This window comes from Edaphobacter sp. 4G125, assembly GCF_014274685.1.
GTDB lineage: Bacteria > Acidobacteriota > Terriglobia > Terriglobales > Acidobacteriaceae > Edaphobacter.
The window spans coordinates 1,773,347-1,800,215 of sequence record NZ_CP060393.1 but is presented as its reverse complement, the minus strand read 5'-3'; the positions used below and the strand labels follow the sequence as shown (position 1 = coordinate 1,800,215).

29 protein-coding genes are annotated in these 26,869 nt (G+C 55.7%); 10 read left to right on the top strand and 19 right to left on the bottom strand.

The window, feature by feature from the left end; translation table 11 throughout:
* Window positions 1–114: 114 nt before the first annotated feature.
* The gene (locus H7846_RS07480; RefSeq protein WP_186695839.1) at window positions 115–975 is read right to left on the bottom strand and encodes an NAD(+)/NADH kinase; all 861 of its coding nucleotides are present in this window, start codon (window positions 973–975) and stop codon (window positions 115–117) included.
* Between the two features lie 32 nt (window positions 976–1,007).
* A complete protein-coding gene (locus tag H7846_RS07475; RefSeq protein ID WP_186695838.1) occupies window positions 1,008–1,772 on the bottom strand; it encodes a TlyA family RNA methyltransferase in 765 nt (254 codons plus the stop codon).
* A 137-nt stretch (window positions 1,773–1,909) separates the two neighbouring features.
* On the opposite strand from H7846_RS07475, the gene H7846_RS07470 reads away from it, so the two are divergent.
* Complete coding sequence (locus H7846_RS07470) at window positions 1,910–2,461, top strand: sigma-70 family RNA polymerase sigma factor (protein WP_222597554.1); 552 nt, start codon at window positions 1,910–1,912, stop codon at window positions 2,459–2,461.
* Window positions 2,458–3,384 (top strand): anti-sigma factor, encoded by a 927-nt coding sequence (locus tag H7846_RS07465; RefSeq protein WP_186695836.1) that lies wholly within the window; start codon window positions 2,458–2,460, stop codon window positions 3,382–3,384. Before H7846_RS07470 ends, H7846_RS07465 begins: the two co-directional genes overlap by 4 nt.
* A 52-nt stretch (window positions 3,385–3,436) precedes the next feature.
* Here the strand turns inward: H7846_RS07465 and H7846_RS07460 are convergent, their stop codons facing one another.
* Entirely contained in the window at window positions 3,437–4,789 is a 1,353-nt protein-coding gene (locus H7846_RS07460) for a YncE family protein (RefSeq protein WP_255460925.1), read from the bottom strand.
* An 88-nt stretch (window positions 4,790–4,877) separates the two neighbouring features.
* Between H7846_RS07460 and H7846_RS07455 the strand changes: the two genes are divergently transcribed.
* On the top strand, window positions 4,878–5,717 hold the full coding sequence (locus tag H7846_RS07455; RefSeq protein ID WP_186695835.1) for a DUF92 domain-containing protein: 840 nt from the start codon (window positions 4,878–4,880) through the stop codon (window positions 5,715–5,717).
* A 27-nt stretch (window positions 5,718–5,744) separates the two neighbouring features.
* On the opposite strand, the gene H7846_RS07450 is transcribed toward H7846_RS07455, so the two are convergent.
* Both H7846_RS07450 and H7846_RS07445 read right to left on the bottom strand, forming a co-directional pair.
* Window positions 5,745–6,458: a YdcF family protein gene (locus tag H7846_RS07450; RefSeq protein ID WP_255460924.1), complete on the bottom strand. Its 714-nt coding sequence runs from the start codon at window positions 6,456–6,458 to the stop codon at window positions 5,745–5,747.
* Window positions 6,459–6,475: 17 nt separating this feature from the next.
* Window positions 6,476–7,120 (bottom strand): L-threonylcarbamoyladenylate synthase, encoded by a 645-nt coding sequence (locus H7846_RS07445; protein WP_186695833.1) that lies wholly within the window; start codon window positions 7,118–7,120, stop codon window positions 6,476–6,478.
* A gap of 110 nt (window positions 7,121–7,230) precedes the next feature.
* Here H7846_RS07445 and H7846_RS07440 point away from each other — a divergent pair, with 110 nt between their 5' ends.
* The gene (locus H7846_RS07440; protein WP_186695832.1) at window positions 7,231–8,097 is read left to right on the top strand and encodes a TrmH family RNA methyltransferase; all 867 of its coding nucleotides are present in this window, start codon (window positions 7,231–7,233) and stop codon (window positions 8,095–8,097) included.
* Window positions 8,094–9,431, top strand: coding sequence for a replication-associated recombination protein A (locus H7846_RS07435; protein ID WP_186695831.1), 1,338 nt, complete (start codon window positions 8,094–8,096; stop codon window positions 9,429–9,431). The genes H7846_RS07440 and H7846_RS07435 overlap by 4 nt, the downstream gene beginning before the upstream one ends.
* Before the next feature lie 14 nt (window positions 9,432–9,445).
* On the opposite strand, the gene H7846_RS07430 is transcribed toward H7846_RS07435, so the two are convergent.
* The 8 genes from H7846_RS07430 to lnt all read right to left on the bottom strand — a co-directional run bounded on the left by H7846_RS07430 (window position 9,446) and on the right by lnt (window position 17,197).
* On the bottom strand, window positions 9,446–10,048 hold the full coding sequence (locus H7846_RS07430) for a thioredoxin family protein (protein ID WP_186695830.1): 603 nt from the start codon (window positions 10,046–10,048) through the stop codon (window positions 9,446–9,448).
* A gap of 61 nt (window positions 10,049–10,109) precedes the next feature.
* Complete coding sequence (locus H7846_RS07425; protein ID WP_186695829.1) at window positions 10,110–10,511, bottom strand: YybH family protein; 402 nt, start codon at window positions 10,509–10,511, stop codon at window positions 10,110–10,112.
* Complete coding sequence (locus tag H7846_RS07420) at window positions 10,498–12,606, bottom strand: protein-disulfide reductase DsbD family protein (protein WP_186695828.1); 2,109 nt, start codon at window positions 12,604–12,606, stop codon at window positions 10,498–10,500. The genes H7846_RS07425 and H7846_RS07420 overlap by 14 nt, the downstream gene beginning before the upstream one ends.
* 23 nt (window positions 12,607–12,629) lie before the next feature.
* Window positions 12,630–13,052, bottom strand: coding sequence for a CoA-binding protein (locus H7846_RS07415; RefSeq protein WP_186695827.1), 423 nt, complete (start codon window positions 13,050–13,052; stop codon window positions 12,630–12,632).
* A gap of 29 nt (window positions 13,053–13,081) precedes the next feature.
* A complete protein-coding gene (locus H7846_RS07410; protein WP_186695826.1) occupies window positions 13,082–13,582 on the bottom strand; it encodes a DinB family protein in 501 nt (166 codons plus the stop codon).
* A 52-nt stretch (window positions 13,583–13,634) separates the two neighbouring features.
* Complete coding sequence (locus H7846_RS07405) at window positions 13,635–14,378, bottom strand: class I SAM-dependent methyltransferase (RefSeq protein ID WP_186695825.1); 744 nt, start codon at window positions 14,376–14,378, stop codon at window positions 13,635–13,637.
* 45 nt (window positions 14,379–14,423) lie between these two features.
* A protein-coding gene (gene prfB / locus H7846_RS07400) for a peptide chain release factor 2 (RefSeq protein WP_186695824.1) occupies window positions 14,424–15,555 on the bottom strand; the annotation gives its coding sequence in 2 pieces (ribosomal slippage) (window positions 14,424–15,485 and window positions 15,487–15,555; 1,131 coding nt in all).
* Window positions 15,556–15,559: 4 nt separating this feature from the next.
* Window positions 15,560–17,197: an apolipoprotein N-acyltransferase gene (gene lnt, locus H7846_RS07395; protein ID WP_255460922.1), complete on the bottom strand. Its 1,638-nt coding sequence runs from the start codon at window positions 17,195–17,197 to the stop codon at window positions 15,560–15,562.
* A 44-nt stretch (window positions 17,198–17,241) separates the two neighbouring features.
* Between lnt and H7846_RS07390 the strand changes: the two genes are divergently transcribed.
* The 3 genes from H7846_RS07390 to H7846_RS07380 all read left to right on the top strand — a co-directional run bounded on the left by H7846_RS07390 (window position 17,242) and on the right by H7846_RS07380 (window position 20,256).
* A complete protein-coding gene (locus H7846_RS07390) occupies window positions 17,242–17,397 on the top strand; it encodes a hypothetical protein (RefSeq protein ID WP_186695823.1) in 156 nt (51 codons plus the stop codon).
* A gap of 118 nt (window positions 17,398–17,515) precedes the next feature.
* On the top strand, window positions 17,516–19,876 hold the full coding sequence (locus tag H7846_RS07385) for an APC family permease (protein ID WP_255460919.1): 2,361 nt from the start codon (window positions 17,516–17,518) through the stop codon (window positions 19,874–19,876).
* A 140-nt stretch (window positions 19,877–20,016) separates the two neighbouring features.
* Window positions 20,017–20,256, top strand: a complete 240-nt coding sequence (locus H7846_RS07380) for a hypothetical protein (protein WP_186695822.1) — start codon at window positions 20,017–20,019, stop codon at window positions 20,254–20,256.
* Between the two features lie 59 nt (window positions 20,257–20,315).
* Here the strand turns inward: H7846_RS07380 and H7846_RS07375 are convergent, their stop codons facing one another.
* Window positions 20,316–20,951: a class I SAM-dependent methyltransferase gene (locus H7846_RS07375; protein ID WP_255460918.1), complete on the bottom strand. Its 636-nt coding sequence runs from the start codon at window positions 20,949–20,951 to the stop codon at window positions 20,316–20,318.
* Between the two features lie 27 nt (window positions 20,952–20,978).
* A complete protein-coding gene (locus tag H7846_RS07370) occupies window positions 20,979–21,383 on the bottom strand; it encodes a bactofilin family protein (RefSeq protein ID WP_186695821.1) in 405 nt (134 codons plus the stop codon).
* A 153-nt stretch (window positions 21,384–21,536) separates the two neighbouring features.
* Here H7846_RS07370 and H7846_RS07365 point away from each other — a divergent pair, with 153 nt between their 5' ends.
* Window positions 21,537–22,463 (top strand): hypothetical protein, encoded by a 927-nt coding sequence (locus tag H7846_RS07365; protein ID WP_186695820.1) that lies wholly within the window; start codon window positions 21,537–21,539, stop codon window positions 22,461–22,463.
* A gap of 2 nt (window positions 22,464–22,465) precedes the next feature.
* On the opposite strand, the gene menC is transcribed toward H7846_RS07365, so the two are convergent.
* From menC to mazG, 3 genes are read right to left on the bottom strand one after another with little or no spacing between them, the layout of a single operon-like run.
* Window positions 22,466–23,593 (bottom strand): o-succinylbenzoate synthase, encoded by a 1,128-nt coding sequence (gene menC / locus H7846_RS07360; protein ID WP_186696242.1) that lies wholly within the window; start codon window positions 23,591–23,593, stop codon window positions 22,466–22,468.
* 60 nt (window positions 23,594–23,653) lie between these two features.
* A complete protein-coding gene (locus tag H7846_RS07355) occupies window positions 23,654–24,430 on the bottom strand; it encodes a GNAT family N-acetyltransferase (RefSeq protein WP_186695819.1) in 777 nt (258 codons plus the stop codon).
* A 36-nt stretch (window positions 24,431–24,466) separates the two neighbouring features.
* Complete coding sequence (gene mazG, locus H7846_RS07350) at window positions 24,467–25,306, bottom strand: nucleoside triphosphate pyrophosphohydrolase (RefSeq protein WP_186695818.1); 840 nt, start codon at window positions 25,304–25,306, stop codon at window positions 24,467–24,469.
* A 90-nt stretch (window positions 25,307–25,396) separates the two neighbouring features.
* On the opposite strand from mazG, the gene H7846_RS07345 reads away from it, so the two are divergent.
* Complete coding sequence (locus H7846_RS07345; protein WP_255460917.1) at window positions 25,397–25,582, top strand: DUF3311 domain-containing protein; 186 nt, start codon at window positions 25,397–25,399, stop codon at window positions 25,580–25,582.
* A 37-nt stretch (window positions 25,583–25,619) separates the two neighbouring features.
* Here the strand turns inward: H7846_RS07345 and H7846_RS07340 are convergent, their stop codons facing one another.
* Window positions 25,620–26,774, bottom strand: a complete 1,155-nt coding sequence (locus H7846_RS07340) for an acyl-CoA dehydrogenase (protein WP_186695816.1) — start codon at window positions 26,772–26,774, stop codon at window positions 25,620–25,622.
* Window positions 26,775–26,869 lie beyond the last annotated feature (95 nt).

Genomic DNA, 26,869 nt, shown 5'->3' with positions numbered 1-26,869 from the left:
CCATTTATTTTCTATATTTTGAACTATAAGTCTTTTATTTGGAATATTTTGCGCGGCTAGTCCGAGCCTAACCCACCTGGATAGAATACTTTGCGCAAAATAAGGGGAGGGGCCTTACCGCTCTCCCCAGCTCAGCTTGCTGCGCAGCACACTGAAAAGACCGTTCTTCCGTGGACGCAGCAGCCGCACACTATGTTTGGAACGCCGGCAATGGACCTCATCCCCAAGCTGTAGATCGACAGCTTCCTGGCCATCGACGGTGAGATAGGTCAGATTCGGCACACCTTCCACTCGGATGTTGACCTCCGAGTCTCCCGGAACCACGATGGGGCGGATCGTCAGCAGGTGCGGACAGATCGGAGTCACCACTAGCGCATTTACCGTCGGCATCACAATCGGCCCATCAGCGGCGAGGTTATAAGCCGTAGAACCCGTCGGCGTCGAGATGATGATACCGTCGGCCCGCACCGCCGCCACAAACTGCTGGTCGATCTCGATAGAAAAGTCCGCCATACGTGCAATCGCGGCCTTCGAGACAACGATGTCGTTGAGAGCATCCCAGTGCTTCACCACCTTGCCCTCGCGAAGCAGCTCGGCATGCATCATGTCGCGCTCTTCGATACTGGCGCAGTTGTCGCACCACGCCTCCAGCGAGGTATAGAGATCCGTCAGCGGCACTTCGGTCAGGAACCCCAGCGAGCCCAGGTTCACTCCCAGGATCGGCGTTGGAGAATGCGCAAAGGCCCGTGCCGCCGCCAGCAGCGTTCCATCGCCTCCCAGGACGATCACCAGGTTTGGTTGATGCTGCGGCATCTCCTCACGCGGAATCGATGCGATCTGCTCGCCTAGATAGGCCGCGCTGTCTGGGTCAAGCAGAGTTACATAGCCATGCGATTCCAGCCACGCCAGCAGCTCCGGCAGAATGGTGGCCAGCTCGGGCTTCTGTGGCTTCGAGATAATAGCAGCCTTGAACATGATTGTTAGTGTACCGGCTCGATGGCTCGAACTCAGCCTTCTTCAAACACCGCACGCAGAAGATATTCGTGGTTCCCTTCCATGCCCTGGATCGGGGAGTCGATAACATCCATCCGCAAGCCGCCAAGTTCGGCAACACAATCGCTGACCTTATCGATGGCGAGTCTGCGGGCCTCGGGATCGCGGACAATTCCGCCCTTGCCTACGTGCTGCCGCCCCGCCTCGAACTGAGGCTTGATCAACACCACTGCGGTTCCCTTCCACCGCGCTTCTTCGGTGCTCAGCGCATCCAGCACCGCCGGAAGCACCTGCGTGGCCGAGATGAACGAGACGTCCATGGCAAGAAACGACGGAGTAGCCTGACCAGAGACGAGCAGTTCCCCTGCGACCAGTTTTCGCGCATTCGTGCGCTCGCGCAGACTCACTCGCGGATCGTCGCGCAGTTTCTGCGCGATCTGTCCGTATCCTGTATCAACCGCCAACACCGTCGACGCTCCCGCCTGCAACATGCAGTCGGTAAAACCGCCGGTCGAAGTACCAATATCGACAGCATGAACGCCTGTCAGCAGGATGCTCCAATGCGCAAGCGCGTGCTCCAGCTTCAGGCCGCCACGACTCACATACTTCAGGTCCGACCCCAGCATACGAATCACCGCATCGGCTGGAATCGAAACGCCAGGCTTATCCACACGCTGCTCGTTCACCAACACCCGTCCAGCCAGGATCAGCGCCTGCGCGCGTTCACGCGAAGCAGCGTGTCCTTGATCGACGAGAAGTTTGTCCAAACGATTCTTCATGGGAGCTGTCGTTCCAAAATGGAACAGTGCGCGTTCTCATTAAGGTACATTGTGTCGCGCCTTGCGTTAGAGTGACAGGAAAGAAAGCTCCCGCGCAACTAAATCCCATGACACAGATACGATCCGCTGCACGAAGAATGGAAGCTCCTCCTGTCGCCCCAACACAACAGGAGGACATGATGCTACTGGAACAGGTCGCTCGCGGCGAAGCATACGCCCTGGCTGCGCTTTACGACCGTTATAGCGAAATGATCTACGCCGTGGCTCTCCGGGTGCTACGCCATCCGACAGCGGCTGAGGAACTGCTTGAAGACCTCTTCGTAGAGATATGGCGCTCTCCGGAAAATATCTCGCTCACTCGACGCGTCAGCCTGGGAGCGTACCTGATTATCACGGCCAGGAACAGAGCGATCGCCATGCTCCGGAGAAGACCTCAATCTTCCTCCAGCACACTCGCTCCATTGCTTGTGTACGATCTTGCAAACGAAACAGAGAGAGCTGTTCTGGCGGAAAAGGCTTCTTTCACGGTGGCGAATCTACCGCGGAAACAGCGAAAGCTCTTCGAGATGGCTTTGTATGATGGACTCAGCCTGCGAGAGCTGGCTGAGGTCTCCGCTGAGCCTATTCCTCTTCTCAAAGGAACGATCACGGATGTTCTATTTTCCTTGAGAGAAGCTAACTGGGTATGAATACAACGTTCCACTACGAAGCCGCAGACCTTGCCTTGTTCACCATGCAACTTCTTGGGGCTGACGAGCACACAGCGGTCGAAGAACATCTCTCCCAGTGCGCCTTTTGTCGTCAGGAGCTTTCACGAGTGCAGGGAGACCTGACGACCTATACTTCGGCCCTGGATCCTCAGTTGCCTGCGGGCGCGGTCCGCGAACGCATCCTTCGCCGCGCAGGGCGGGAGAAGAAGTTCCCCACTCCAGTGCTGGTAAAGCCTGCTGTCAGCGACGACACCTTCCAGCCCGCCGATCTTCCCGTAGAGCCGGACCTCACCTTCGCAACCCGTCGCGGTCCGCAGGATGCTCCTTTCACGACGCGAAGACAAAGTGCTGCCACCGCCGATCTACCAGAACCTCGATTCGATAATCCGCTTCGTACGGCCTTGTTCTGGATGGGATGGATAGCTGCCACCGGCCTCGGCGTTGCCTGGTTTCAGGCCTATCGATCGCACCCGGTAGGTCAACCAAGCGCCTTGATTTCTCACCACGAGAGCCGCACAGACAACTCCTCAGACGCAAAGCAGATCTTCGACACGCTGAAAGATCCTGCAGCGCAGCAGGTCCTGCTCTCTTCCCCCTCTGCTGAAGCATCGGGACCTGCCCCGCAGGGACGCGTGATCTATAGTGCCAGCCGAGGCGTCCTGCTCTTCTTCGCCAGCAATATGCCGGCTCCTGAGGCAGGAAAGACCTACGAGCTATGGCTAATTCCTGCTGAGGGTGGCGATCCCATGCCTGCGGGAACTTTCTCTCCAGATGCGCAGGGTAATGTCCGCCTTGTTCTTTCTTCACTCGCAAAAAGGAGCGAAGCAAAGGCCTTTGGAGTGACGCTGGAAGAAGGCCCGTCTCAAAGCCCGACGATGCCGATCGTTCTTGCCGGAAACTAAACAGCCTCGCGCATTGCGAGGCTGTTGCTTTCGAACGGGCTAGTTTCCTGAATTAGGGAAGCTGCGTCCGGACCATAACTCCCTTGCCCTGCAACGGAATTGTCGTCTCGACGATATCGGTGTCGGTGCGAATGATCGTCATATGGTCGGATTCAGGAGAGGTTACGTACACCTTTCCAGTCGGGGTTCCGTTGATAGCCGAGATGAAGTTCGGATGGGGCGTCGCGGGAACAGGAATCGTTGCTGTAACGGTATTCGTCGTCAGATTCACGACCGAGACTGTACTGTCCGCGCGGTTCACGATATAAGCACGGGAACCGTCCTGAAGTACCGCCACCATCTGCGGATCCACACCGACTGGCACCGTGGCCAACACCTGGCCGAAGCCGTTCGCATCGATCGGGTTGTTCGGATCGCAGTTCGGATTGCCCGGCAGAGCAATCGCGGAGCAGAGTGGAATGTTGATGATGCTGACTGATCCCTTGGAAGTACCGTCGCCTTCATTGGCGACCACCAGTTCGTTGCGGGTCGCAGCGATGTCAGCCCAGATCGGCGCGATCCCCACAGGGATGGGATTGACCGCAGGAGCAGGAACAGCATCCATCTGGTTGGTTTGCGCGTTGATCACCGAAACCGTATTGTCGCCCTTGTTCATAATGAAGGCGCGCTTTCCGTCAGCAGTCATCACACCGTAGACCGGGTTGGTTCCAACAGGAATTCTGGTCGAGATCGTCTTGCTCGACATCTCAATCGCTGCCACCTGGCCGGCTCCACCACTCGCATTCTGGCTGATCACATAGGCTCGAGGAGACCCTGAATATCCAGCAATGTAGACCGGAGTATATCCGGGATCGACGGACAGCTCCTGGACCAGTGCCGGAGTCGTTCCTCCGAACTGGGCAACGGCATTTCGCCCTGCTTCCGTCAGGAACAACGCAGTTGAATCCGAAAAGATGCTATTCGGATTGGCGTTGGTGAAGAGCGTCGTCTGGACCATGTCACGAGTCTGCAAGCTGGTCGAGATATCGAAGCTGGTCATTGTATGGTCTTGGTTCAGGGTGTAGCCAGTCGTACCCGATGCATTCAACATCAAAAAGTAAGGGGAGACACCTGTATTTGCAGTCACCAGAACCGTATCACCGGAGAAATCGACAATTGTAACCAGTCCCGGGAGGTTCGATCCTGGATCAGAAATCACAATGGCAAACTTTTGCGGCTGAGCTGCCGGCCCTACAGGGTTGATACTTGACACTACAGGGCGATAGGTGTTCCCGCACCCTGCGACGAAACCAAGAGAGGCCATCGCGAGGGTAAAGACGGAGAATGACTTGATACGAGACCATCTCGAACGCCGGTGGCTCTGAGCCTGAGGGGTTCCTTCTGCTGCGATTCTTCCTAGATGCAAAACTGCTCCCGCCGTACTGCTGATGTTGGCTATGCTCTAGGTCAGATTGTAAATCACGGACGCCAGAAAACCTGGCATGGTTGGGGAAATGCAGCCAATACCAAAATCCATCTCCGCGATCCGGGATCGAAGCCAATCCCGCCTCCTGCTCTGGGTCGTCGGTCCCCTGCTTGTGCTGGGAGCGGTCATGCCACTGTTGGCGGCGCTGCGACTGTCTCTTCCACTCTGGCCTCTGGCCATGCCGCTTATCCTCAGTGCGGTGTTTGCAAGCGGGGTCTATCTTGTCCGGGCCGCTACCCTCGGCGCCACTGCCATAGGGTTTCTGATCTGCTTCATCCTTGCCCAATCTCCGCTGGCCTGGTCCCGGTATCTGCCGGATCAGGATCCGCACCTTCTGATCGGCGCTCTGCTCACCGTCTTTGTGCTGACCTTTGCTGCAACCCGATATAAACAACATCAAAAAGAGATTCGTGGCCTCTCCGAGTCGCGTCGCGGCAGAAGCGCCTCACAGATTGTCGCAAACCTTGGCATAGCCGGACTTTTTGCCGCAGCCGGTCGATACGATGGCTGCATCGCCGCCCTGGCGGAGGCCGCCGCCGACACGGTCTCCTCAGAGATCGGTCAGGCCTCAGGCATTCCGGCCCGCCTGATCACAACAGGCCGCAGAGTGCCTTCTGGAACGGACGGAGGCATCACCCTCCCCGGAACCATCGCGGGCCTGATCGCCGCAGCTATTGTCGTTGCTGCTAGCGCACTGCGGCATCCGCTCTGGCCTACCCAGGCCGGTTTGTGGGCAGCCGCGGCAGCCGGATTCTTATTTGACAGCCTTCTGGGAGCCACGATCGAACGCCGGGGATGGCTTGGCAATGATCTAGTGAACTTCAGCTCCACCTTGTTGGCCGCGCTGCTTGCTACCTTATTGCACTGATACGATTGCACTGATACGGCAGAATGCTTAGAAATCGTCGTCTCCGGAGAACCCTCTCCGCAGCCACCCGATATTCAGATGCAGCTTCCACGCGGTGTAGCTCAGCACCTCATGGGCGTAGCGCATCGCAAGATCCCACTGGCCGATGTGGCCGATGGTCGCCCGAGGCGAGGTGTACACATCCAGACCTACGCTCTGACAAAGCTCACGGATGCGAAACAGATGTGTGCCATCGGAGACCACCACAATATGGTGCAGGTTAAAATCGCGGGCAATCGCAGCCAGTCTACGCACCTGTTGTTCCGTGTCCGTTGACCTGGTCTCGGCGATGATGTTTCCAAATGGAATTCCGTGGGCCAGCAGATAATCGCGGCCTACCCCACCTTCGGTATTTCCGGAATCCTTATCTCCACCACCACCAAGAGTAATCACAATGGGAGCAATCTTTATCCGATAAAGATCAACCGCATGGTCCAAACGGAAATGCAGCGTGGGCGAAGGCCGTCCCCGATACTCGGCGGCTCCAAAGACCGCAATGGCATCGGCCTTCTGTGCTTCGTCCTGTCCGGCGACCTCGGAGATCTGCTGAACGACATACACCGACCATGCGACCGCAATCACGAAGAAAGAAATCAACAGACTGCGCAACACGACCCACTCCGTAGAGTGTCTTCTGCCGCGTAGATTCGTGCTCGGAACAATCATGACCTGGTAGGAACTTCGAGTGTATCTCCCTCTCATGGGGGAGTTCTAATCTTTCAGCGTTGTAGAGTCAGAGCAATCTCGTGTGTCGGGATTGCGCCCTCTCTCAGAATCATCCATGAACTTCCGCCACCTGAAAGATCGACAATTGTCGTTGCGACAGAGCGCGCCGTGGGGCCACCATCCACAATCAGAGGAATCTTGTTCCCCAGCTGCTCTCGAACGCCATTGGCATAGGTACACTCCGGCATGCCGAAGAGATTTGCCGAGGTTGCCGTAATGGGCAATCCGAGCGATTCCACCACCGCGCGAGGAATCGCAGCCTCGGGAACGCGCAAAGCGACGTTGCCCGTATTGGCCGTCACTCGCAAAGGCAGCTTGGAGCCCGCCTTTACTACAAGAGTCAACGGGCCTGGCCAGAAGCGTTCCGCCAGACGGTCGAAGGCCGTATCCAATCCTCGTGCCAGCTCGTACGCCTGCGCAACATCATGGATCAGCAATGACAGCGGCTTATGCCGCGCTCTGGACTTCAGCTCATAGATACGATCTACCGCACGGAGGTTCACCGGATCAACCGCCAGACCATAAAAAGTATCGGTCGGCAGAGCCACAACTTGACCGGCATGAAGCCGCGCTGCCACCTGAGAGACAAGCTCAGGTTCTGGCTCATCTGGATGAATGCGAAGTGTCTCGGCCGTCAAATCGTGGAGCTCCTGTGCCGTGTGCGGCCATCTCGGAACATAGCATATCGCTAACCTCTGCTCAAACCTCATTGCAAAAAGCAAAGGCAGGACGGCGTAAACTGCTGAGAATGGCCGTAACAGCAACCGTGATCACCAGCCGAACCAACCCTCGCGTCAAACAGCTGCGTGCAGCTTTTACAGGAAGCGATCGCCTCTCCGAGGGATTAATTGCGATCGAAGGCCATCATCTTCTGGAAGAGGCCATCCGTAGCGGAATTACTCCCAAGACGATCTTCCTCATCGAACGACAGAAGATCACGATTGTACCCCCTGCAACAGCGGAGGTCCTGCATCTCTCCTCCGATGTCTTTGCCAGCGCAGTGGAGACTCGATCTCCACAAGGTATCGCCGCGTTGATCGAGCCACCGGCATACAGCCTCGAGAACCTTCTGGATCGCCAGATTTCCCCGCTGTTCGTCATCACAGCTGGCCTGCAGGATCCCGGCAATCTTGGAACGATCGTCCGCTCTGCAGAGGCATTTGGTGCCACAGGCGTGTTGACAACACCGGGCACGGTCAGCCCCTGGAACCAGAAGGCCCTGCGCGCCAGCGCGGGCAGCATCTTTCGTGTCCCTGTCGTCTCTGCCACGGAAGAGGAGATTGCCGCGCTGCAAACGGCGCACAGTCTCCGCCTTTTTGCTGCCGTAAGCGCAGCCCATGATGAGGGAGTTCTTTCTGCCAATGCAACGGACCTGCGGCAGCCATGCGCCATCCTGATCGGCAACGAAGGCGCCGGTCTTGCACCGGAGTGGCTGGCGATGTCCACGGCACGCATCACGATTCCCTGTCCGGGTCCGGTAGAGAGTCTGAACGCAGCTATCGCCGCCTCGTTACTACTCTATGAGGCCTCGCGTCAGCGCTCGTCTGCGGCTCCTTCCGCCACTGAAACCATCCCCGGGCCGCTCCGTCGCCGTCCTACAGGAGCGACCCGATGAGCCTCTTCGACTCCACCCCGCTCGCCGCGGCCTCTCAGGCCCCCCGCCAGGCACCACTTGCCGAACGGATGCGCCCACGTACCCTAGAAGAATATGTCGGTCAGGAACATCTGCTCGGTCCAGGCAAGCCTCTCCGCGTCGCCATCGAAAACGACGATGCTACTTCGATGATCTTCTGGGGGCCTCCGGGAACCGGCAAAACCACACTCGCCAAGATCATCGCGCAGCGCACGCAATCCACCTTCATTGAGTTCTCCGCCGTTCTCAGCGGCATCAAGGAGATCAAGCAGGTAATGGCCGATGCAGAAAAGGCCTCGCATATGGGCTCGCGTACGATTCTCTTCGTCGACGAGATTCATCGCTTCAATAAAGCCCAGCAGGATGCTTTCCTTCCCTATGTCGAGCGCGGAACGATTCGCCTGATCGGAGCAACAACCGAGAATCCCTCCTTTGAGATCATCGCTGCACTGCTCTCACGCTGCCGCGTCTACACACTCAAATCGCTTACAGAAGAACAAATCGTCTCTTTATTGCGCCGGGCTCTCACCGATCCCGATCGTGGTTTGGGTTCATGGGGAATCGCGGCAGATGACGACGCGCTCACAACCATCGCCTCCTACTCCAGCGGCGATGCACGTAACTCTCTGAATGCTCTTGAGGTCGCAGTTCGGCTCGCGCAGGGGCGCAAAGAACATCTCCTCACAAAAGACCTTGCAGCTGAAGCACTCCAGCAGCGCGTTCTGCTTTACGACAAGCAGGGTGAACAACATTACGACATCATCTCGGCGCTGCACAAGAGCGTACGCAACTCCGATCCAGATGCAGCGCTCTACTGGATGGGACGAATGCTTGAGGCTGGCGAAGATCCTATGTATGTTGCTCGACGTGTGGTGCGCATGGCCGTAGAAGACATCGGCCTCGCTGCTCCGGAGGCGCTCAATCTCTGCCTCTCCGCGAAAGATGCGATGCACTTCCTCGGGCATCCTGAAGGTGAGCTCGCACTCGCTCAGGCAGTCGTTTATCTTGCCCTTGCACCCAAGTCCAATGCCGTCTACATGGCCTACAACATGGTTCGTGGCGACATTCAGACGACTGCCGCCGAACCTGTCCCATTGCACTTGCGCAATGCTCCAACGAAGTTGATGAAGGAGCTGGACTATGGCAAGGGATATCAATATGCCCACGATGTTGAAGGCCGCGTCGCCGACATGGAGTGTTTGCCGCCTTCGCTCGCGGGCCGACGTTACTACTCCCCAACGCATGAGGGCCGAGAAAAGCTCCTGGCTCAGCGCATGGAAGAAATTGCTCGCATCAAGGCTGACAAGCGGAAGTAGGCGTTTCTTGGGATTTAGTCCTTGTACTTCACTGAGCAACCATACGGGCGCGTACTTGCCACAGGAACCGGTTTACCCGACATCGACGCATTCAGAGCATCGTTCAGATAATTGTGGGCCGTTTTAATGTCGGCCTGATCGGTCGTCGGCTTGTCATCAATTGCGCCCTGGTAGATCAGCTTGCCCTGCGGATTGATCACAAACATATGCGGCGTTGTTTTGGCCTGGTAGAGCCGCGCAATGTTCCCTTCTGGATCGAGCAACGCCGCTGTAGGAGCGGCCTTCATCTTCTTCAGGTACTCATTCTCTTCGGTCGGAGTGACATTCCCTTGCTCGCCAGGAGCAGACGAGAGCACCGATAGCCAGACGACACCCTTGTCCGTCCACTGCTTTTGCAGTGCCTCCATGTTGCCGCTCAGATAATGCTTCTGATCGTAGGGGCATCCGCGATTCGCCCATTCCAGCACCACATACTTTCCGCGATATTGCGACAAGGTATGGATCACACCATTGGAATCAGTGCCCTTAAAGTCCGGGGCCTGACCTCCCGGGGTGATGGCTAAGAGGGGAAACGATGCTGCGGCAAGAAAGAGGGAGAAAAGGCGGCAACGGGACATAAAGTCACCTCCACGGAGACTTGTAGACGTTATTGTCGTGCTAATGGAGAGAATCGCGCAACTAGGCTGGTGAGGCAGGACCTAACATATTGGCGTCACGCCAGATGCGCCATTTCCCATCTTGTCCACGACGAAAGACCGAGAGAGTACTTCCTTTTCGCTTGACCGGCGTCCCATCGCCCTCCAAAGGAGTCGCGACAATCTCAAGCCGGTTCCAACAGATGGCGAGATCACCTGTAACGGTAATCTCCTGAATTTCAGACGAACCATCTATTTTGATTTTGCCGGTCATCGAGTTTGAAGCAGCTGCAAAGTCCTCACGCCGCATTGGTGCATTACCCGGTGTAAGAAAGACGACGTCATCTGTCATCAGACTCATCACCGTGGCCAGATCTCCCTCACGGGATGCTTTGATCCAAGCATCGATCACAGTCCGAATCTGCTGTTCATCACTCTGACTCATGACTCGTATCCTTTTTCAGGGCAGTCAAAACAATGTCCTTCGTCAACAGTTCCGGCAGTACGTCTGCCGCTCCCTTGCCGACAGGATAGATTACGTAAGTTGGGACTCCGCTTCGACCGACAGAAGCGAGTTGCTTCGTGATCTCCGCGTCGTACTTGGTCCAGTCTGCCTTGAGCAGCAACACCTTGTTCTTCGCAAACTCATGCTGCACATCCGCCGATCGTAGTACCAGCCGCTCATTGACCTGGCAGCTCAGGCACCATGCTGCTGTAAAGTCGATGAACACAGGTTTACCCTCTGCGCGAGCCTGATTGAGCGCCTGCTCTGAGTAGGGCTGCCACGTTAGCGTTGTCTGCTTCGGCTGATAGAGCGGAACCGCCAGAGCAAAAATTGCAATCAGTACCGCAACGATCGAGCTGGACCAGCGCGCAGGCCACTTGCCCAAGACCCATCCCGCGATGGTAAGCAACAAGAAGCACGTTAGCAGCAGAGCGACATGATAGACACCCTGTTCAGAACCATAGAGATTGCCGTAGACATAGGCCAGCCAGATAACGGTGCCGAAGAAGATGATCGCCGTAACCTGCTTAAAGACCTCCATCCAGGCCCCAGGGCGAGGAAGCAGCCGCGTCCATGCAGGCTGAAAACTCAGCAGAAGGTACGGTGCTGCCAAACCAAGCGCCAGCGCAGTGAAGACCCCGAAGGTGATCCAACCGGACTGCGCGAGAGCAAAGCCGATGGCAGCTCCCATAAACGGAGCGGTGCATGGCGTCGCCACGACAGTGGCCAACACTCCAGTAAAGAAGCTCCCTGTGTAGCCTTGCTTCTGCGCCAGCCCCCCGCCGACACTGGTCAGCGAGAGACCAATATCAAATAGCCCAGAGAGCGAGAGCGCAAAAAAGAAGATTGCAGAAGAAAGAATGGCGAGGAATGTCGGCGACTGCAATTGGAAACCCCAGCCAGCCTCGTTGCCGCCCGCCCGAAGAATCAGTAACGCCGCAACAATCACCCAGAAGGAGACCAGAATTCCCAGCGTGTACACCAGGCCATGACGCCGGATGCGTCCTCGCTCTTCATTGGAAGATTGCACCAGCGAAAGTCCCTTAAGAAAGAGCACAGGGAAAACGCAAGGCATCAGGTTCAGAATGATGCCACCGAAGAAGGCTAGACTGACCGCCGCCAGTACCGTCAGCTCCTTCGCTCCAGCAGGCACCGCACCGCGTCCTGCCTGGCGCGGGATCTCTCCTGCAACCACTGGAGAATTCACCTCGTAGGAAGTCTCGTCATCAAGCTTGATCACTCCATGCAACGTGGCTGGAAGTTTCGTCAGCTCGGGCGCGCGCGGTACACGAAGCCGCACACCGTCCGAAAGTGGCTCGACATCTTGATCGCCTGCATTCGCGATCTGCTCCGTATCGAATGGATAGAACTCCGCGTCAGTAATCCGATCCCCAGTCATCAGGTCGAAGACAAACTCATTCTTCCCACCGGTGATCTTCAGTTTCGTTCCTTCAGGAAGCGGCTTGGGAAGAAGTCCCAATGCTTCACCCAGCGCACCTACTGGCTGCGCAGGAGCCGTCGCCTTTGGATCAATGGTCAGATTCAGCCCAAGGTGCGCCTTGCCGGGGATGCAGACCTCGCGGCATACCAGCCAGTCCACGCGAGCGTCCAGATGAATCGGGCCAGGTTTTAGATTTTTGGCTGCGGTCAGCTTGACCGGAAACGCAACCTCATCCTCATAACCGAAGTCCATCAACGGCCCCAGAGGAAGCCGCGTGGGAACGGGAAACTGCATCGGCCCTGCAGTGATGCCGTGCGGAAGCGTCCATTTGATTCGCGGAGGTTCCCCCGAATCCCCTGCATTGATCCAGTAGACGTGCCACTTTTCTTCGAGCGTAATGACCAGGCCCACATCCAGCGTTCCGCCGGGTGCAATCGACGGTGCCATGGAAACCATCTCTACCGTCAGGTGCTGCGCCTTTACAGGGCCAGGGCCGCCGTCACCAACCACCGGAATCTGGGCCCAGGCAGACGATCCCGTCAACAAGACACAGAACAGGAGCAGAGACAGACTGAGATAACGCCGAAAACTCATCACACTCCATTGTAGGGGGTAAATCATCCACGAAGCCCAGCAAGGCGATGTTCGACCATAATGCAGTGGTCCATCACCACCCAGATACCACCCTCCTCCGCCTTCGCCGCAGCCTCAAGGTTCACAATCCCCAATTGCACCCACAGATTCTTAAAACCAAGATCCAGCATCTGCTGGACGATCCCGGGAATAAACTGCGGCAACCGGAAAACATTCACCACATCGGGCTTCGTGGGAAGGTCGGCAAGCGTCGGATACGCCCGCTCGCCAAGGACCGAGTCGATCTGTGGGTTGACAGGCAAAATGCGGTAGCCATGATGCTGCATATAGGCCGGAACATAGTGGCTCGGCTTATCAGGATTGCTCGAAAGCCCCACGACCGCAATGGTGCGGGGCTCCGCAGGAGGATTCCCCAGCATCGCTCGAATCACCTCAGGCTCATTCATTGCCGAACATCCTCTCGATCCCGATCAGTTTACTTGTGCCAGATCCCCAACAAGCGACGCAGCAGAATCAGCTCGCCAATGTGATAAGCCGCGTGGTCGGCGATCAGCAAAGCTTCGCGCAGGAGATTTTGACCCTCGCCCCAGCGAAAGGGTTTGTACAGATCGGCTTCTGGGCGCAGGATGAGTTTCTCGAACGCCTCGCGGTCCTTTCGGATCGCGGCAATGGATGCTTCCCAGACATGGGCAGATGATGGCTGCGCAGACTTCGGCCAGTAATCCTCGGGCCACGCCTTTGGCTGATATCCGCCCGTCGGCGGTGCGCTGAACTCCAGGATGTCTCGCTGAGAGATACGAATATGCTCGAGCAACTGCCATGCAGAGTACGGTAATCCCTCGGGCACTGTGCCCCGGTGCTCTACAGGAAAATCAGCCACAGCTTCATCGAACGTTGCATGGGCCTGACCACCCTGCAGTAACGCTAAAAGCTGCTTCCGCAGCTCCTCTGTTCCCGTTTCTACTGTCTTTGCCATCCAAACACCTCGCTGAGAGTCTGTGCTTTGGATGCTCGCAGGCAGCAGCAGGTCACAACGGCTTCTGGGCCACCACAACCACCAGAGGAGGAAAAGTGGTCAACATCCCCTTCCGTTTCTTCTCTACCTGAAGTCCAAGTCTTCGCAGCTCAGAAGCATATTCTCCGGTCTTCTTGTAGTCCGAGAGCACAGCCACTCCACCTGGCCGCAGAACACGAGCAATATGTCCAAGAGCAGCCATGCGGGCAGACTTCTCATAGATGTTATGCAGGCAGAGATTCGAAACCACCACATCAAAGGACGCATCCGGAAACGGCATCTCCGCTGCGGACTGGCTCACCAGCGTGCAGCGCGCGGCTACTCCCTCAAGCTCAAGATTCTGTTGCGTGGCGGCCTCTGCATTGCCCGATAGATCCTCCGCCGACCAGATATCGATTCCTGTCGCATGTCCCCCCGCGTTGAGCCGCTTCGCTGCGCCGGCCAGCAACAGACCGCGTCCGCATCCAACATCGAGTATCTGTTCATCACCGCGCCAGTTGTGGAGCGAAAGGATAAAGTCGCGATGATGAAACTTGCCTACCTTGACATAGAGCAAGTACAAACAGCCTTCCAGAAGGAGGAAGAATGCAGGCCAAAGAAACGTAGGCCGCGTAATCAGCTTCACCGGGCCAAGATGTAGGACTGGCGGCAAAACGATGCCCAGGACAAGGCACAGCCCACCAAAGAGAAACAGATTACGAAGTACTGCAGGGGCATCGATGCCGTAGTCCGGCTTTACCGCAGCAGAATGATTCATAGGCACCAAGTATCTGCTGTCAGCCAACCACGGCGCTAGCTCTTTTTACAGATCGTCGTCGACCGCCACAGCGGCAGGAACTCCACCCTCACGACGCATCTTCAAATATCCACGAATAAACGGCTCCAGATCACCATCGAGCACGCGGTCCACGTCTCCAACCTCAACCCTCGTCCGCAGGTCCTTCACCATGCGATAAGGCTGCATCACATAGCTGCGAATCTGCGAGCCAAACTTAATATCCAGCTTCGAGTCTTCCAACTTCTTCGACACGGCCTTCTTCTTTTCGAGTTCGAACTCATAGAGTCGTGAACGGAGCAGCTTCATCGCCTTCTCTTTGTTCTTGTGCTGCGAGCGCTCATTCTGACAACCTGCGACAAGGCCCGTGGGAAGGTGAGTAATACGCACCGCGGAATCCGTCGTATTGACGTGCTGCCCTCCCTTGCCGCCTGAGCGGTAGGTATCGATACGCAGGTCTTCCGGCTTGATGTCGATCACGATCGTGTCGTCAATCTCCGGCGAAACAAAGACCGAAGCAAAACTCGTGTGGCGCCGCTTCGCTGAATCAAACGGCGAAATGCGCACCAGCCGATGTACACCGGTTTCACCCGACAGCAATCCATAGGCAAACTCGCCGGAGATCGTAAACGTGGCCGACTTGATACCAGCCTCGTCACCATCCTGAATTTCGTTGATCTCTACCTTAAAGTTCTGCCGCTCACCCCAGCGGATGTACATCCGCATCAGCATCTCGGCCCAGTCCTGCGACTCCGTTCCGCCCGCGCCGGGATGTACCACCACGATCGCATTCAGGGGATCGCTCTCTTCCGAGAGCATCGTCTTCGATTCCAGCTGTTCTGCAAACTCCACCAGCGCCGGAATCTCACGTGCGAGATCGGACTCCGTGTCCTCCCCCTCGCGCGCAAGCTCAAAGTAAGCCTCGATATCGTCCGCGCGACGCGCCAGTTCGCCCTCATCCGCCAACAGATTCTCAATCCGCTTTCGTTCCCGCATCAGCGGCTGCGAACGCGCAGGGTCGGCCCAGATCGATGGGTCAGCGGTCTTCTCTTCAATTTCGGCTAGTTCACGCTTCAGACGCGGAGCGTCAAAGATACTCCCGCAGATCGCGAACTTTTTCGCGCACCGGGGAGTACGTGTATTCCAGATCACTCAACATAACTTTAGTTTACGGCATCCCTCATCCGGAGGCTCCATCCAAATGCAACAACCGCTACCACCGCGCAGAGCCATGCAAACCAGTCGCCATGGGCCGTGTAGAAGGTGACATCGTGCTCATATCCAAAGCCCACGCGAATGCTCGTCCGCTCGTGACGTGCAGCAGACTCCATCACACGACCATAGGGGTCGATCGAAGCGGTCACACCCGTATTCGTCGCCCGCAACACCCAGCGATGATTCTCAATCGCCCGCATCCGCACCATGTTCAGGTGCTGCCATGGAGCGCTAGTATCTCCATACCACCCATCGTTCGAGATGTTGATCAATACATCGGCCCCATCGCGAACGAACTCGCGGACTTCATCTCCAAAGATCGACTCGTAGCAAATGAAGGTGCCGTAACGATGCCCGTTGACCGCAAACAGGGTTCTCGACGTGCCCGGCTCGAAAGTACCCACCTCGTGTAGCAGGCTCTGCGCAAAGAAGAAGAGACCCTTGAACGGTACATATTCTCCAAACGGCACCAGGTGCATCTTGTTGTAGCGTCCGGCGAATTCTCCCTGGGGCGTAACAAAAGCGGCAGAGTTGAACATCGAGTATCCGCGTGAATCAGAACTCGTCTGCTGTAGAAAGATGTTTCCTACGATCACCGGAGCATGGGCCTGCTGCGCCAGCTGCGAAAGGGCTGCACGGAACTGCGGATCGTCTTCCTGAAACGGCGCCGGAGACTCCGGCCACACAATCAGATCAGCATCCTGAGGACCAGCCTTCGGTGCAAATGTAACCTGAGGAGTTCTCTTCCCGGGGTTCCCGAGGTACACCTTCGTCCCCGGATACCGGCTGAGATAAGAGAAGGAATCGAGCAGCTCTTGTGTCGACGGCTCCGGCCCCTTGGCTGCCGCACCCACCTCAAGATTCTGTTGCAGCAGGGTCGCCGTGGCATCGGTGCGTTCATTCTGTCGCGTTGCGATCTTCCGGACACCAACGACATACGACACGATCAATACCACTCCAGCAACTGTTAGCAGAAGCCGCGTATGTCGCCGTTCGCGGACCTGAATACGCAACAACCACAGTGCATTGACCAGCGCGATGATGAACGACAGCCCATACACTCCAGTAATCGGAGCCAGCCGGGTTAGTGCCGTATTGTCGATCTGGGCCATTCCTAGCGGGTCCCACGGAAATCCGGTGATTCTCGCCCTGGCCAGCTCAACCGCAACCCACACAAGCGGACTTAGCAATAACGCAATCTGCGTTCCGAAGCAAGATCGCACCGCACCAAACATGCCGGCGAACAACGCATGGTAGAGTCCCAGATAGAGACAGAACAAAATCAATATTCCCGCAGCAATCGGCTTATCCAGACCGCCGTAAAGATACATCGTCTGGTAGATCCAGTAGCAATTCCCCAGGTACCAGCAAAAGCCACAAAGATATCCCAGAGTTGCGCTTTCAGAAGCGGTTAGCCCCTTCCCCTGCCTGTTCTTCTGTGTAAGCGCCCAAAGCAGCGGAGTTAATGCCACCCAGCAAAAAGCCGCGCGCCAGGCCGGGACAGGTCCTGCAATGGGGAAACACAGAACCTGCAGTACCCCAGAGAGGGCCGCCACCACCCACAACCATCCCGGGACAAGTCGCATTGCGCTGAGTCTACCATCTGTCCTTTGCTCGCCAGAGGTTTAGAATGACGGTGGATATGGATCCTCTGCTTCATCTGCTACGGTCGATTCTGGTGCCGCTCTTCTTTGTAGGAATCGCAGGATCGATGCTTGTCGTTATCGTCACAACCTTGCGCGATCTGCGGGAAGTCTTCACAAAAGACGAAGAAGATGAGCTCTAGGCCTTATGTCTTAGATATGGTCTTACCAATTGACGCTGGAAAAGCTCCCTCTTAAACTATCGTGGGATGGAGCTTTCTGGACGCGGACGCCGGTTCGAGAGGCGTCCCTCATAACTTAATGGATTCAATAAAAAATCCTGCCGTTCTGCCGCAATCCAACCGGGTGCGCCTCGTCGTAGCGTCCTCGGTCATGCTCACGTTCATCTCTTTCTGGCGTGCGGCCGCTATTGTCCTCAACGATTTAGGCTCCTCCGCCTTCTACGCCGGCGGCCTTGCGGAAGAAGCAGTGGGAAAATCTGCCCCCTGGCTCATCTTGGGAGTCGTGTTTTTCGCCTATGCAGTCCGGTCCGTATACGTTGAAAGCTGTTCGATGTTTACGCGAGGCGGCGTCTATCGCATCGTCAAAGAAGCCCTGGGCAGCACCTTTGCAAAGATCAGCGTCTCGGCTCTGATGTTCGACTACGTGCTGACCGGACCGATCTCAGGTGTCTCTGCCGGCCAGTACATCATCGGGATGTTTAACGACCTGATGGTCTCCGCAAGCCATCGGTTCCACTGGGTATCCACCCCTCATCTGCGGCCCGATCTGGCCTCTGCTTTTATTGCCGCGGCCATCACGTTGTATTTCTGGTGGCAGAACATCAAAGGGATCGAAGAGTCCAGCCAGCGAGCACTCGACATCATGAAGATCACCACCGTGATGGTGGTCGTCCTTCTGGCCTGGGGGCTCTTTACCGTCTTTCATCGTGGAGCCCAGCTTCCTCCTCTTCCCGTCCCGTCGAATCTGCACTTCAGCTCCGACGCTCTCGGCTTTCTTAAAGGAACCCGCTTTGCGACCTCTCTCGGTCTCTTCGGAGTTCTAATGGCATTCGGGCACTCTGTCCTCGCTATGAGCGGCGAAGAATCACTGGCACAGGTCAATCGAGAGATTGAACATCCCAAGCTCAAAAACCTGAAACGCGCCGCACTGGTTATCGCGACATACAGCTTTTTCTTCACCGGCATCTGCACCATGCTCGCTGTGATGATCATCCCCGACGCGGTTCGGGTACACGTCTACCGCGACAATCTCATCGCTGGCATGGCGATGTACATGGTGGGGCCAGAGCTTCTTCGCATCATCTTCCGGTGCTTTGTCGTGCTGGTTGGCTTCTTTATTCTTGGCGGAGCCGTCAACACTGCAATCGTTGGTTCCACCGGTGTTCTCATGCGCATCGCCGAAGATGGCGTGCTGACCGATTGGTTCCGCAAGCCACAGAAGAAATATGGAACCAGCTATCGAATCGTCAACCTCGTCGCCGGACTCCAGTTGCTGGTCATTGCTCTCACTCGGGGCAACGTCATTATCATCGGCGAAGCCTATGCATTCGGCGTCATCTGGAGTTTTACCTTCAACGCGCTGGCGATGCTTGTCCTCCGCTGGAAATACAAGGGCGAACGCGGCTGGAAGGTACCTCTCAACCTGCACATCGGCAAGTTCGAAATTCCACTCGGGCTGCTCTCTGTCTTTCTCGTTCTGTTTACAACCGCAATCGTCAATTTATTCACCAAGTCCGTCGCTACCGTAAGCGGCGTAGTCTTCGCCGCGGTTTTCTTCGTTGTCTTCTGGCTTTCAGAACGGGACAACAAACGCCGCCATGACCTGAAAACCAGACAGATGCAAGAGCACTTCCAGCTTGAGCATCAGGACACAGTCGGTTGTTCTGCTCTGGAGATTCGTCCAGGAGCAGTCATCGTCACTATGCGCGATGCGGCCACTCCCTTCGCCCTCAAATGGGCTCTCTCGCATACCAATACCGAGGAACAGGACATCGTCGTTCTCGCCGCTCGCATGATGGGGGTAGGCGGACCGGAGTATGTGGAAGCCTCTGAACAACTCTTCAGCGAGCACGAGCAGATGCTTTTTACCAAGGCCGTGTCGGTCGCAGAGAGTTTCGGGAAACACATCTCTCTACTGGTCGTTCCTGCTGGAGACATCTTTGCTGCCCTTGTTCGAACCGCAAATTCCCTGGACGCCGCTGCCGTTATCTCAGGACTCTCTAGCAAGTTGACAGCCGAAGAACAGGCTTACCATGTTGGACAAGCCTGGGAAGCTCTTCCCGAGCCAAAACGCCAGTTCACCTTTTACGTCATAAAACCCGATGGAGAAGCACTTAGTTTCCATATCGGTCCACATGCTCCGACGATCCCTGCCGACGAGGTCCAACTGGTTCACCGTTTGTGGCTCAATCTGCGCCGCGATCCCAGCATGCGTAACCTTCACCACAGCGATGTTGTGACCTATGCGCTAACTCGCATGGCATCGGAATTTGCTCAGGATAAAGAAGGACTGCTCCTTCGTCTTCAGCACGATCTGCAACGCGCCACGCAACGGCGCGGGCTCGGCACCCTCTATCACGAAGAATTGGATAAATCGGGGCCTGGATATGCATTGCTCTCTCAACCCGAGCACCTAGCGGAAAATCCGGATACAAAGTAGTTAGAAAATAATTAAGGAAATCGCTCGTAAATTTGCGGCGCGGAAGTAAGTCCTGTATCGTCTACTTATTGCTTTTGTTCGAATCTTGTGGGTTAGTTTCGTGAGATTGATTCTTACTCCGGTCTAAAAGGGAGATATAGGTGGAAGTTACTCGAATTATCGCTGAGATTGATGCCCAGATTAAGAAGTTACAACAGGCTCGCGCACTTCTCGCAGGTGCCTCTCAACCAGCTCGTTCCAATCGTGGACGCCCCAAGGGCAGCTCAAACACCGCACCAAGACAAAAGAAGCGCAAGCTGAGTCCTGAAGGCCGAAAGCGTATCGCGGATGCCATGAAGAAGCGATGGGCCGAACGTAGAAAACAGACCTCCGGGAAGTAAGAATCGTAAAGAGAAAAGGCGCAATCTCGATGGTTGCGCCTTTCTTTTTCCCAAAGTATCTAGCGCGTCACAATCACTTCGCGCAGACTATCCTTCGCTAGAAAGAACCGATAACTAGCAAACTCGCTCAACAAATTTTCAATCTTGCGATTGTTATAGCTATTAAGCAAAGGATAACTTCCCGCCTTCTGCATCTCCACCATCTCAGTATCGGTCAGGTGATACCGGCAAAAAGCCGCGTTCGGGTCATTCGTGGAATGAAAGAAAGCCAGCATCCGTCCGCCCGGTACAATCACGTCGCGGAGCCGTTCGAACATGGGCCCCACAAATGCTTCCGGCAGAAAGTCTGCCGTATCCCACAGCATTACGACATCGAAGTTTCGTCCCGAAAAGTTTAAATTCGACTCGATAAATCGATCGACATCATAGGAATTTCCTTCTCCACCCTCGCCTGCAATCACCCATTCCGGTCTGGCAGCCTCCTCTACTAGATTCGCCATATATATGCTGTGGCCGAGGCTCGTAAGATAGTTAATATTCGTCGAAGAAGTTGGACCAATATCCAGAACTCGAAGTGACTCCTGTTCCTTTAAATACTTTTGAAGATCCTTCCAGCCGCTGGAGTGCCGTGGAATCTTATTCGCTGGCCCGCGCGAAGATCCCGTACCTTCTCCACCACCAAAGAAATTACGCATCGTTCGGCTTCCTTCTCATCTATGCTTTTATACTTTGGATTCAACAAAGAGCGATTCTTGTCCGGGGCCTGTTCCCGCAGACGTGGATTCCGAGCCGCGTCCATTCTCTCCCAGGACAACCTTCCCCTTGATCGTGGCATTCTCTTCGATCGCCAGGCGCCCGCTGAAGATGTCTCCATTCACCACTGCCGATTGGCGAATGTCCACCCGACTGCTCACATGCAGATTCCCTGTCACCTTACCAAACACCGTCAGCTCCTTGGCACGAATCTCCGCCAATATCTGCGCATTCGGCCCAACCGTCAGCGCATGGTCCGGAAGCGTGATGGTTCCTTCGAGATCGCCGTCAAGATATAGATCTTCGTTGCCAGACAACTCCCCATGAATACGGACCGACTTGCCAATGACAGTGGACCCTTCTGCTGGTTTCATTCCCTCTCCTCAACAAAACTTCCGGCCTTCTGCACCTTGCCCGAACTATACCCAACCGCCTCGTATGTGGCAAACAAGGAAAACTTTCCCCTGCCCGATACGTCATAAGTAAGATAATCAATCGTGCCTAGGAAGAATCATCCCTTTCATCCAATGCCTCATCGAACACTAAAAGGCAAAACGACGCACCGTCCTGCTGCAATCCAGATTCTCTGCCTTGGCTTCTTTCTTCTCTTTTCTTCAGGACCATTCTCCTCGATCTGCCAAGCTCAAACCTCGGTCTCGGCAAACGCTTCCTCTCTACTCTCCATCCCGCCGCGAGACTGGGTCGCTGGCGCAGTCGAAAATGAACTGAAGGCCATTCACGATAAAAGCTCTTACCTTCGTTACCGTATGCACATCGTCGATACAAAAGGTGACCAGGTTCGCGACGTTATCGAAAGCAAAGATGGCACTGTAGCACGTCTCATCCTTCGCGACGGGAAGCCTCTCACCGAGGAACAGGACAAAGCAGAACGTGAGCGCCTCAACAACATGCTTCGCGACCCCCAGGGCTTCGCGAAGCATGTCAAAAACAGCGAATCCGGAAAAAAGATCGCGGATCAGCTGATTCGCTTAATGCCCGATGCAATGCTCTACACCTATGCTCCGGGTCAGCCTCAAACTGGCAAGAATCCCGGAATCACTGAGGTCGTAATCGACTACGTACCCAACCCAAAGTTCCATCCTCCCAGCACAACCGCCGAAGCTCTCACAGGGCTCAAGGGACGCGCTTGGTTCGACCCAAAATCTCGGCAGGTGCTCCGCCTGGAAGGAAACATCTTCCGTGGTGTCAACTTCGGATGGGGGATGCTCGCCCACATTTACCCTGGTGGTCAACTCACGCTTGAACAGGCCGACGCCGGCAATGGCCGATGGACCTATACCCACTTCCGCGAACGCATTACCATTCGCGCTCTGATGGTAAAGACCCTCGACATCAAAACCGATGTCGATGCCTGGAATTTCCAGGAGGTCCCTCTCATGAGCTATCAGGAGGCAATTCAGCTTCTATTGAACACGCCTCTTCCAACGCGCTAAGGCTATGCAGTGACCCGAGCCTTCGCCCGTAGAGTCTGCTTTCGCACGGTCAGCTTCTCGATTCGTTCCGGCAGCACCGTATAACCAGACCCGATTCCGGTAGGAACCACAATCTCACCCTTCTTACTCACCGTGACTTCAGGTTCAATAATGTCCTGCTCCCAATAACGAGCCGAAGCTGAAACATCGCCAGGCAAAGAAAAGTTCGGCAACGAGGAGAGTGCGATATTGTGCGCTCGTCCAATCCCTGTCTCTAACATTCCGCCGCACCACACTGGAATCCCACGCTCCGCGGCCACATTATGAACGGCAATTGCCTCACTGAACCCGCCAACACGCCCGACTTTGATGTTAATAATCTGGCACGACTCCATATCGATTGCCGCAAGCGCATCACGACGGTTACGAATCGACTCATCCAAACAGATCGCTGTCTCAATCCTCTTTTGCAACATGGAGTGGAAGTAAAAATCGTCGTACCATAGCGGCTGTTCAATCATCAGGAGACGAAACTGGTCCCATGTCGCGATGTGATCGAAATCCTTCATCCGATAGGCCGAATTCGCATCGCAGCTCAACAGGATCTTTGGCCACCGTTTGCGAACGGCTTCAAAGATATGATTGTCCCAGCCCGGCTTACACTTCAGCTTGATGCGTTGATATCCCGCTTCCAGCTCCGTCTCAATCTTCTCCAGCAGCTTTTCTAACGTTGGCTGAATCCCAATAGAGACTCCACACGGAATGATCTCGCGTGTTCCTCCCAGTAGCTCTGCCAGAGGAACCTTCTTTTGCTGCGCCTCTAGGTCCCACACTGCACTCTCCAGGGCAGCCTTGGCCATCCGGTGACCGCGTACCTGCTTCAGCAGGTCAGGAACATCTCCGCCGTGTTCGATGTTTGCATCAAGCAATCGCGGAGCCAGTTCCGTCTCCGTGATGATCCACGCCGTATCGATCATCTCGTCGCTGAAATAAGGATGCTCCCCGGCAACGCATTCTCCCCATGCCGTCAGTCCTTCACTCTCCAGCTCTACCAGAAGAATGCGCCGCGCCGTTGTCAGACCAAAGCTGGTTTCAAACGGATGGGCCAGCGGCATGTTGATCTCCCGCATATGAATCGCATCAATATTCAGCATCAACTTGCTCCCGTCTCTTAGCTGTAATTCCGATTTATGCGGCTCTTCGTGTCCGCGTTACTTCCAGGCTCCCTGCTCTACATCATTCCATCGGCCAAGCAGAAATGTGCCGTTGCCCTCTGCATCGCGCTCGTAACCCAAAACGCTCAACCCACGGTCGAAGGCCATCTGCAGAGCCTCACGATTTGCACTCTGCACCTGCTTCGCCAGAGATCGTTGCTGAGGGTCCTGCTTCCACTGGTAGATGGCGTGCGGGACAGTAACGCGTTCGATCACTTCCATCGGCTGGGTCTCTCCTCGCAGAATATCCGTTACTCTGGGAGACTTCAGCCACCATTCCGCGTATAGCCTATCCGTCGGCAGCCCGCCCTGCAAGGGAGAAGAGGAAGGCCCATAAAAATCTGGCTTATACCGCCTGGAGATCGCCCCCAGCCGCGCAATATTCAGATGCGCGTTCTTGATCTCCAGCGGATCGTAGGTCCACTCCATCAGGTCCAGCCCCCGTGCAATCGCATCGTCTCGTTGGGCCAGTTTCATCCTTCGTCCCAATCCGGCATTGCGATACTCCGGCAACACGGCCAGCATGTGCGAATGCAGATAGGAGTGGCCATTTCGATATCCCGGCAGTCCCATGGCAAAACCAATAATCGTCTTCCCATCAAAGGCACCCAGCACCTGGCCGCCAATCCTTTGCGCGACCAGAAAAACGCGCCGCGGAATCAGATCACCATCGCTGTAACCCCAAACCTCAAGCTGCAGGGTCACGCAACGCTCAAACTCCTCCAACTCCGTCAAAGGCCGAATCTCGATCGAATCTTGTGGTTTCGCACTCATCTTGTCTTCTCTACAAACCTCGCAAATGCACCATTTTCACTGGGCAGAACCGTCAATCCCATCCGAATCGTTATCTCTCTTGGCCTGCCGCCACAACTCCTCAAGCTCATCCGCCCCGAGCGCGGCCAGTCCCTCGCGACCTCCGGCAGCCCTCTCCATCTGCTGAAACCTTCTGCGAAATTTCTCATTCGCTCTACGCAGAGCCGATTCAGAATCTACTTTCAGATGTCGCGCAAGATTCGCAACCGTAAACATCAGGTCGCCTAGCTCATCTTCAATCGCTTCGGCTTTTTTATCGGGCGCGTGTAGCTCGGCCTGTAACTCGCCGATCTCTTCTTCGAGTTTCGCAAATAGCCCTTCAGTGTCCGGCCAGTCGAACCCAACCTTCGCCGCGCGCGATCCCAGCTTCCCCGCCTCCATCCATGCAGGCATCGAATGCGGAATATCATCCAACATTGAAGCCGGTGCCTTCTCTGGTATGGCTCGCTTCTCTTCCTGCTTAATCTCTTCCCAGTTCTTCAACACCGTCGCCGCATCAGCAGCTTCGACATCGCCAAAGACATGAGGATGTCGCCGGATCAGTTTCGCATTCAGATTCTCGGCCACATCGCTGATATCGAAATACCCTGCCTCTGTCGCCATCTGGGAATAAAACAGGACCTGCAAAAACAGATCGCCAAGCTCGTCCTTCAGATCGCTCCAGGCACGGCGCTCAATCGCATCGAAGACCTCGTAGGTCTCCTCCAGCGTGTACCGCTTGATCGTGTCAAAGGTCTGTTCCCGGTCCCAGGGACATCCATCCGGTCCGCGAAGCCGCGCCATAATCCGTACCGATTCCAGCAGGTTCCGCGCTGCCTCTTCCCTTGGAGCTTCCATACTTCCACTCTATCCGATTGCTCTACTTTTCTCCGTGATAGCATCGTCTGGAAGACAACCATGACAGGCAAACCAGATAAAAATACGTCCTTGAGAAATAAACCTTTTCTCTGGATTCTGCTGGCAGTGCCCTACCTTGCCCTCTGCTTCCCCCAGCTTTACGCGCGCACAACCCCAGTCCTGCTAGGCTTCCCCTTCTTCTACTGGTATCAGTTCGCCTGGGTCGTCCTGACCTCCGCGCTCCTCACCCTGGTCTACCGTGCCTTGAAAGATTAGGCCCCTTTAGGCCCACCGCGGGAGAAATCATCCAAACTTACCCCCTGCTCGGAGCCTTCCCCAGCAGCTCTCGTGCAATCACCATCCGCTGGATCTCGCTCGTCCCCTCACCGATGGGACACAGTCTGACATCTCTGTAAAATTTCTCCGCCGGATAGTCCTTGATGAACCCATACCCTCCGTGAATCTGCACTCCCTCATCGCAGATCCTGCACGCGACCTCGCTCGCATACAGCTTTGCCATCGCCGACTCCATCGTCGTCTTCTGCTTCTTATCCTTCATCGTCGCCGCCCGCATTGTCAGCAGCCACGCCGCATCCAGCTCTGTCGCCATATCGGCGAATTTGAACTGAATCCCCTGGAACTCCGCAATCGACTTTCCAAACTGTCGCCGCTCTAGCGCATACTTTTTCGCCGCATCGAGTGCACCCCTCGCCATCCCCAGACTCAACGCCGCAATTGAAATCCTTCCTCCATCCAGCACACGCATCGCGTCCTTGAAGCCTTCACCGATCTTGCCAATCTGGTTCTCTTCCGGAACCTCGCAGTTCTCAAAGATCAGCTCCGCCGTATCGCTCGCCCGCAGCCCAAGCTTGTTCTCCTTCTTTCCCGGCCGAAATCCTGGTGTTCCCTTCTCCACAACGAACGCCGTAATCCCACCGCTCGCGCCCTTCTCTTTATCGGTCACCGCCAAAACCACAGCGCAGTTCGCATACGTTCCGTTTGTAATAAAGGTCTTCGCCCCATTCAATACCCACTTATCTCCACGCTTCACCGCTGTCGTGCGAGCACCTCCCGCATCGCTTCCGGACCCCGGCTCCGTCAGCCCCCACGCCCCCAGCCACTCTCCACTCGCCAGCTTTGGAATCCAACGCTTCCTTTGCGGATCATTCCCCGCAATCATGATGTGATTCGTACACAGCGAATTATGTGCCGCAACAATAATCCCCACACTTCCGTCCACCCGCGACAGCTCTTCAATCGCCGTCACATACTCCACATACCCCATCCCTGCTCCGCCCAACTCCTCAGGAAAGATCACCCCCATCAACCCCATCTCTCCCAGCTTCTTCACCACCGCGTGCGGAAACTCGCTCTTCTCATCCCACTCCATCACATGCGGAGCGACCTCTCTTTCCGCAAACGCCCTCACCTCTTTCCGTAACTGCTCCTGCTCTTCCGTCAGAAACATCGTCGTCTCTCCATAAATAAAACTAATACAACTATCAGAAAAAACCATACTCCTGCATTCGCACTTTTGTCTCTCCCATTCTGTTTTCGCAATCC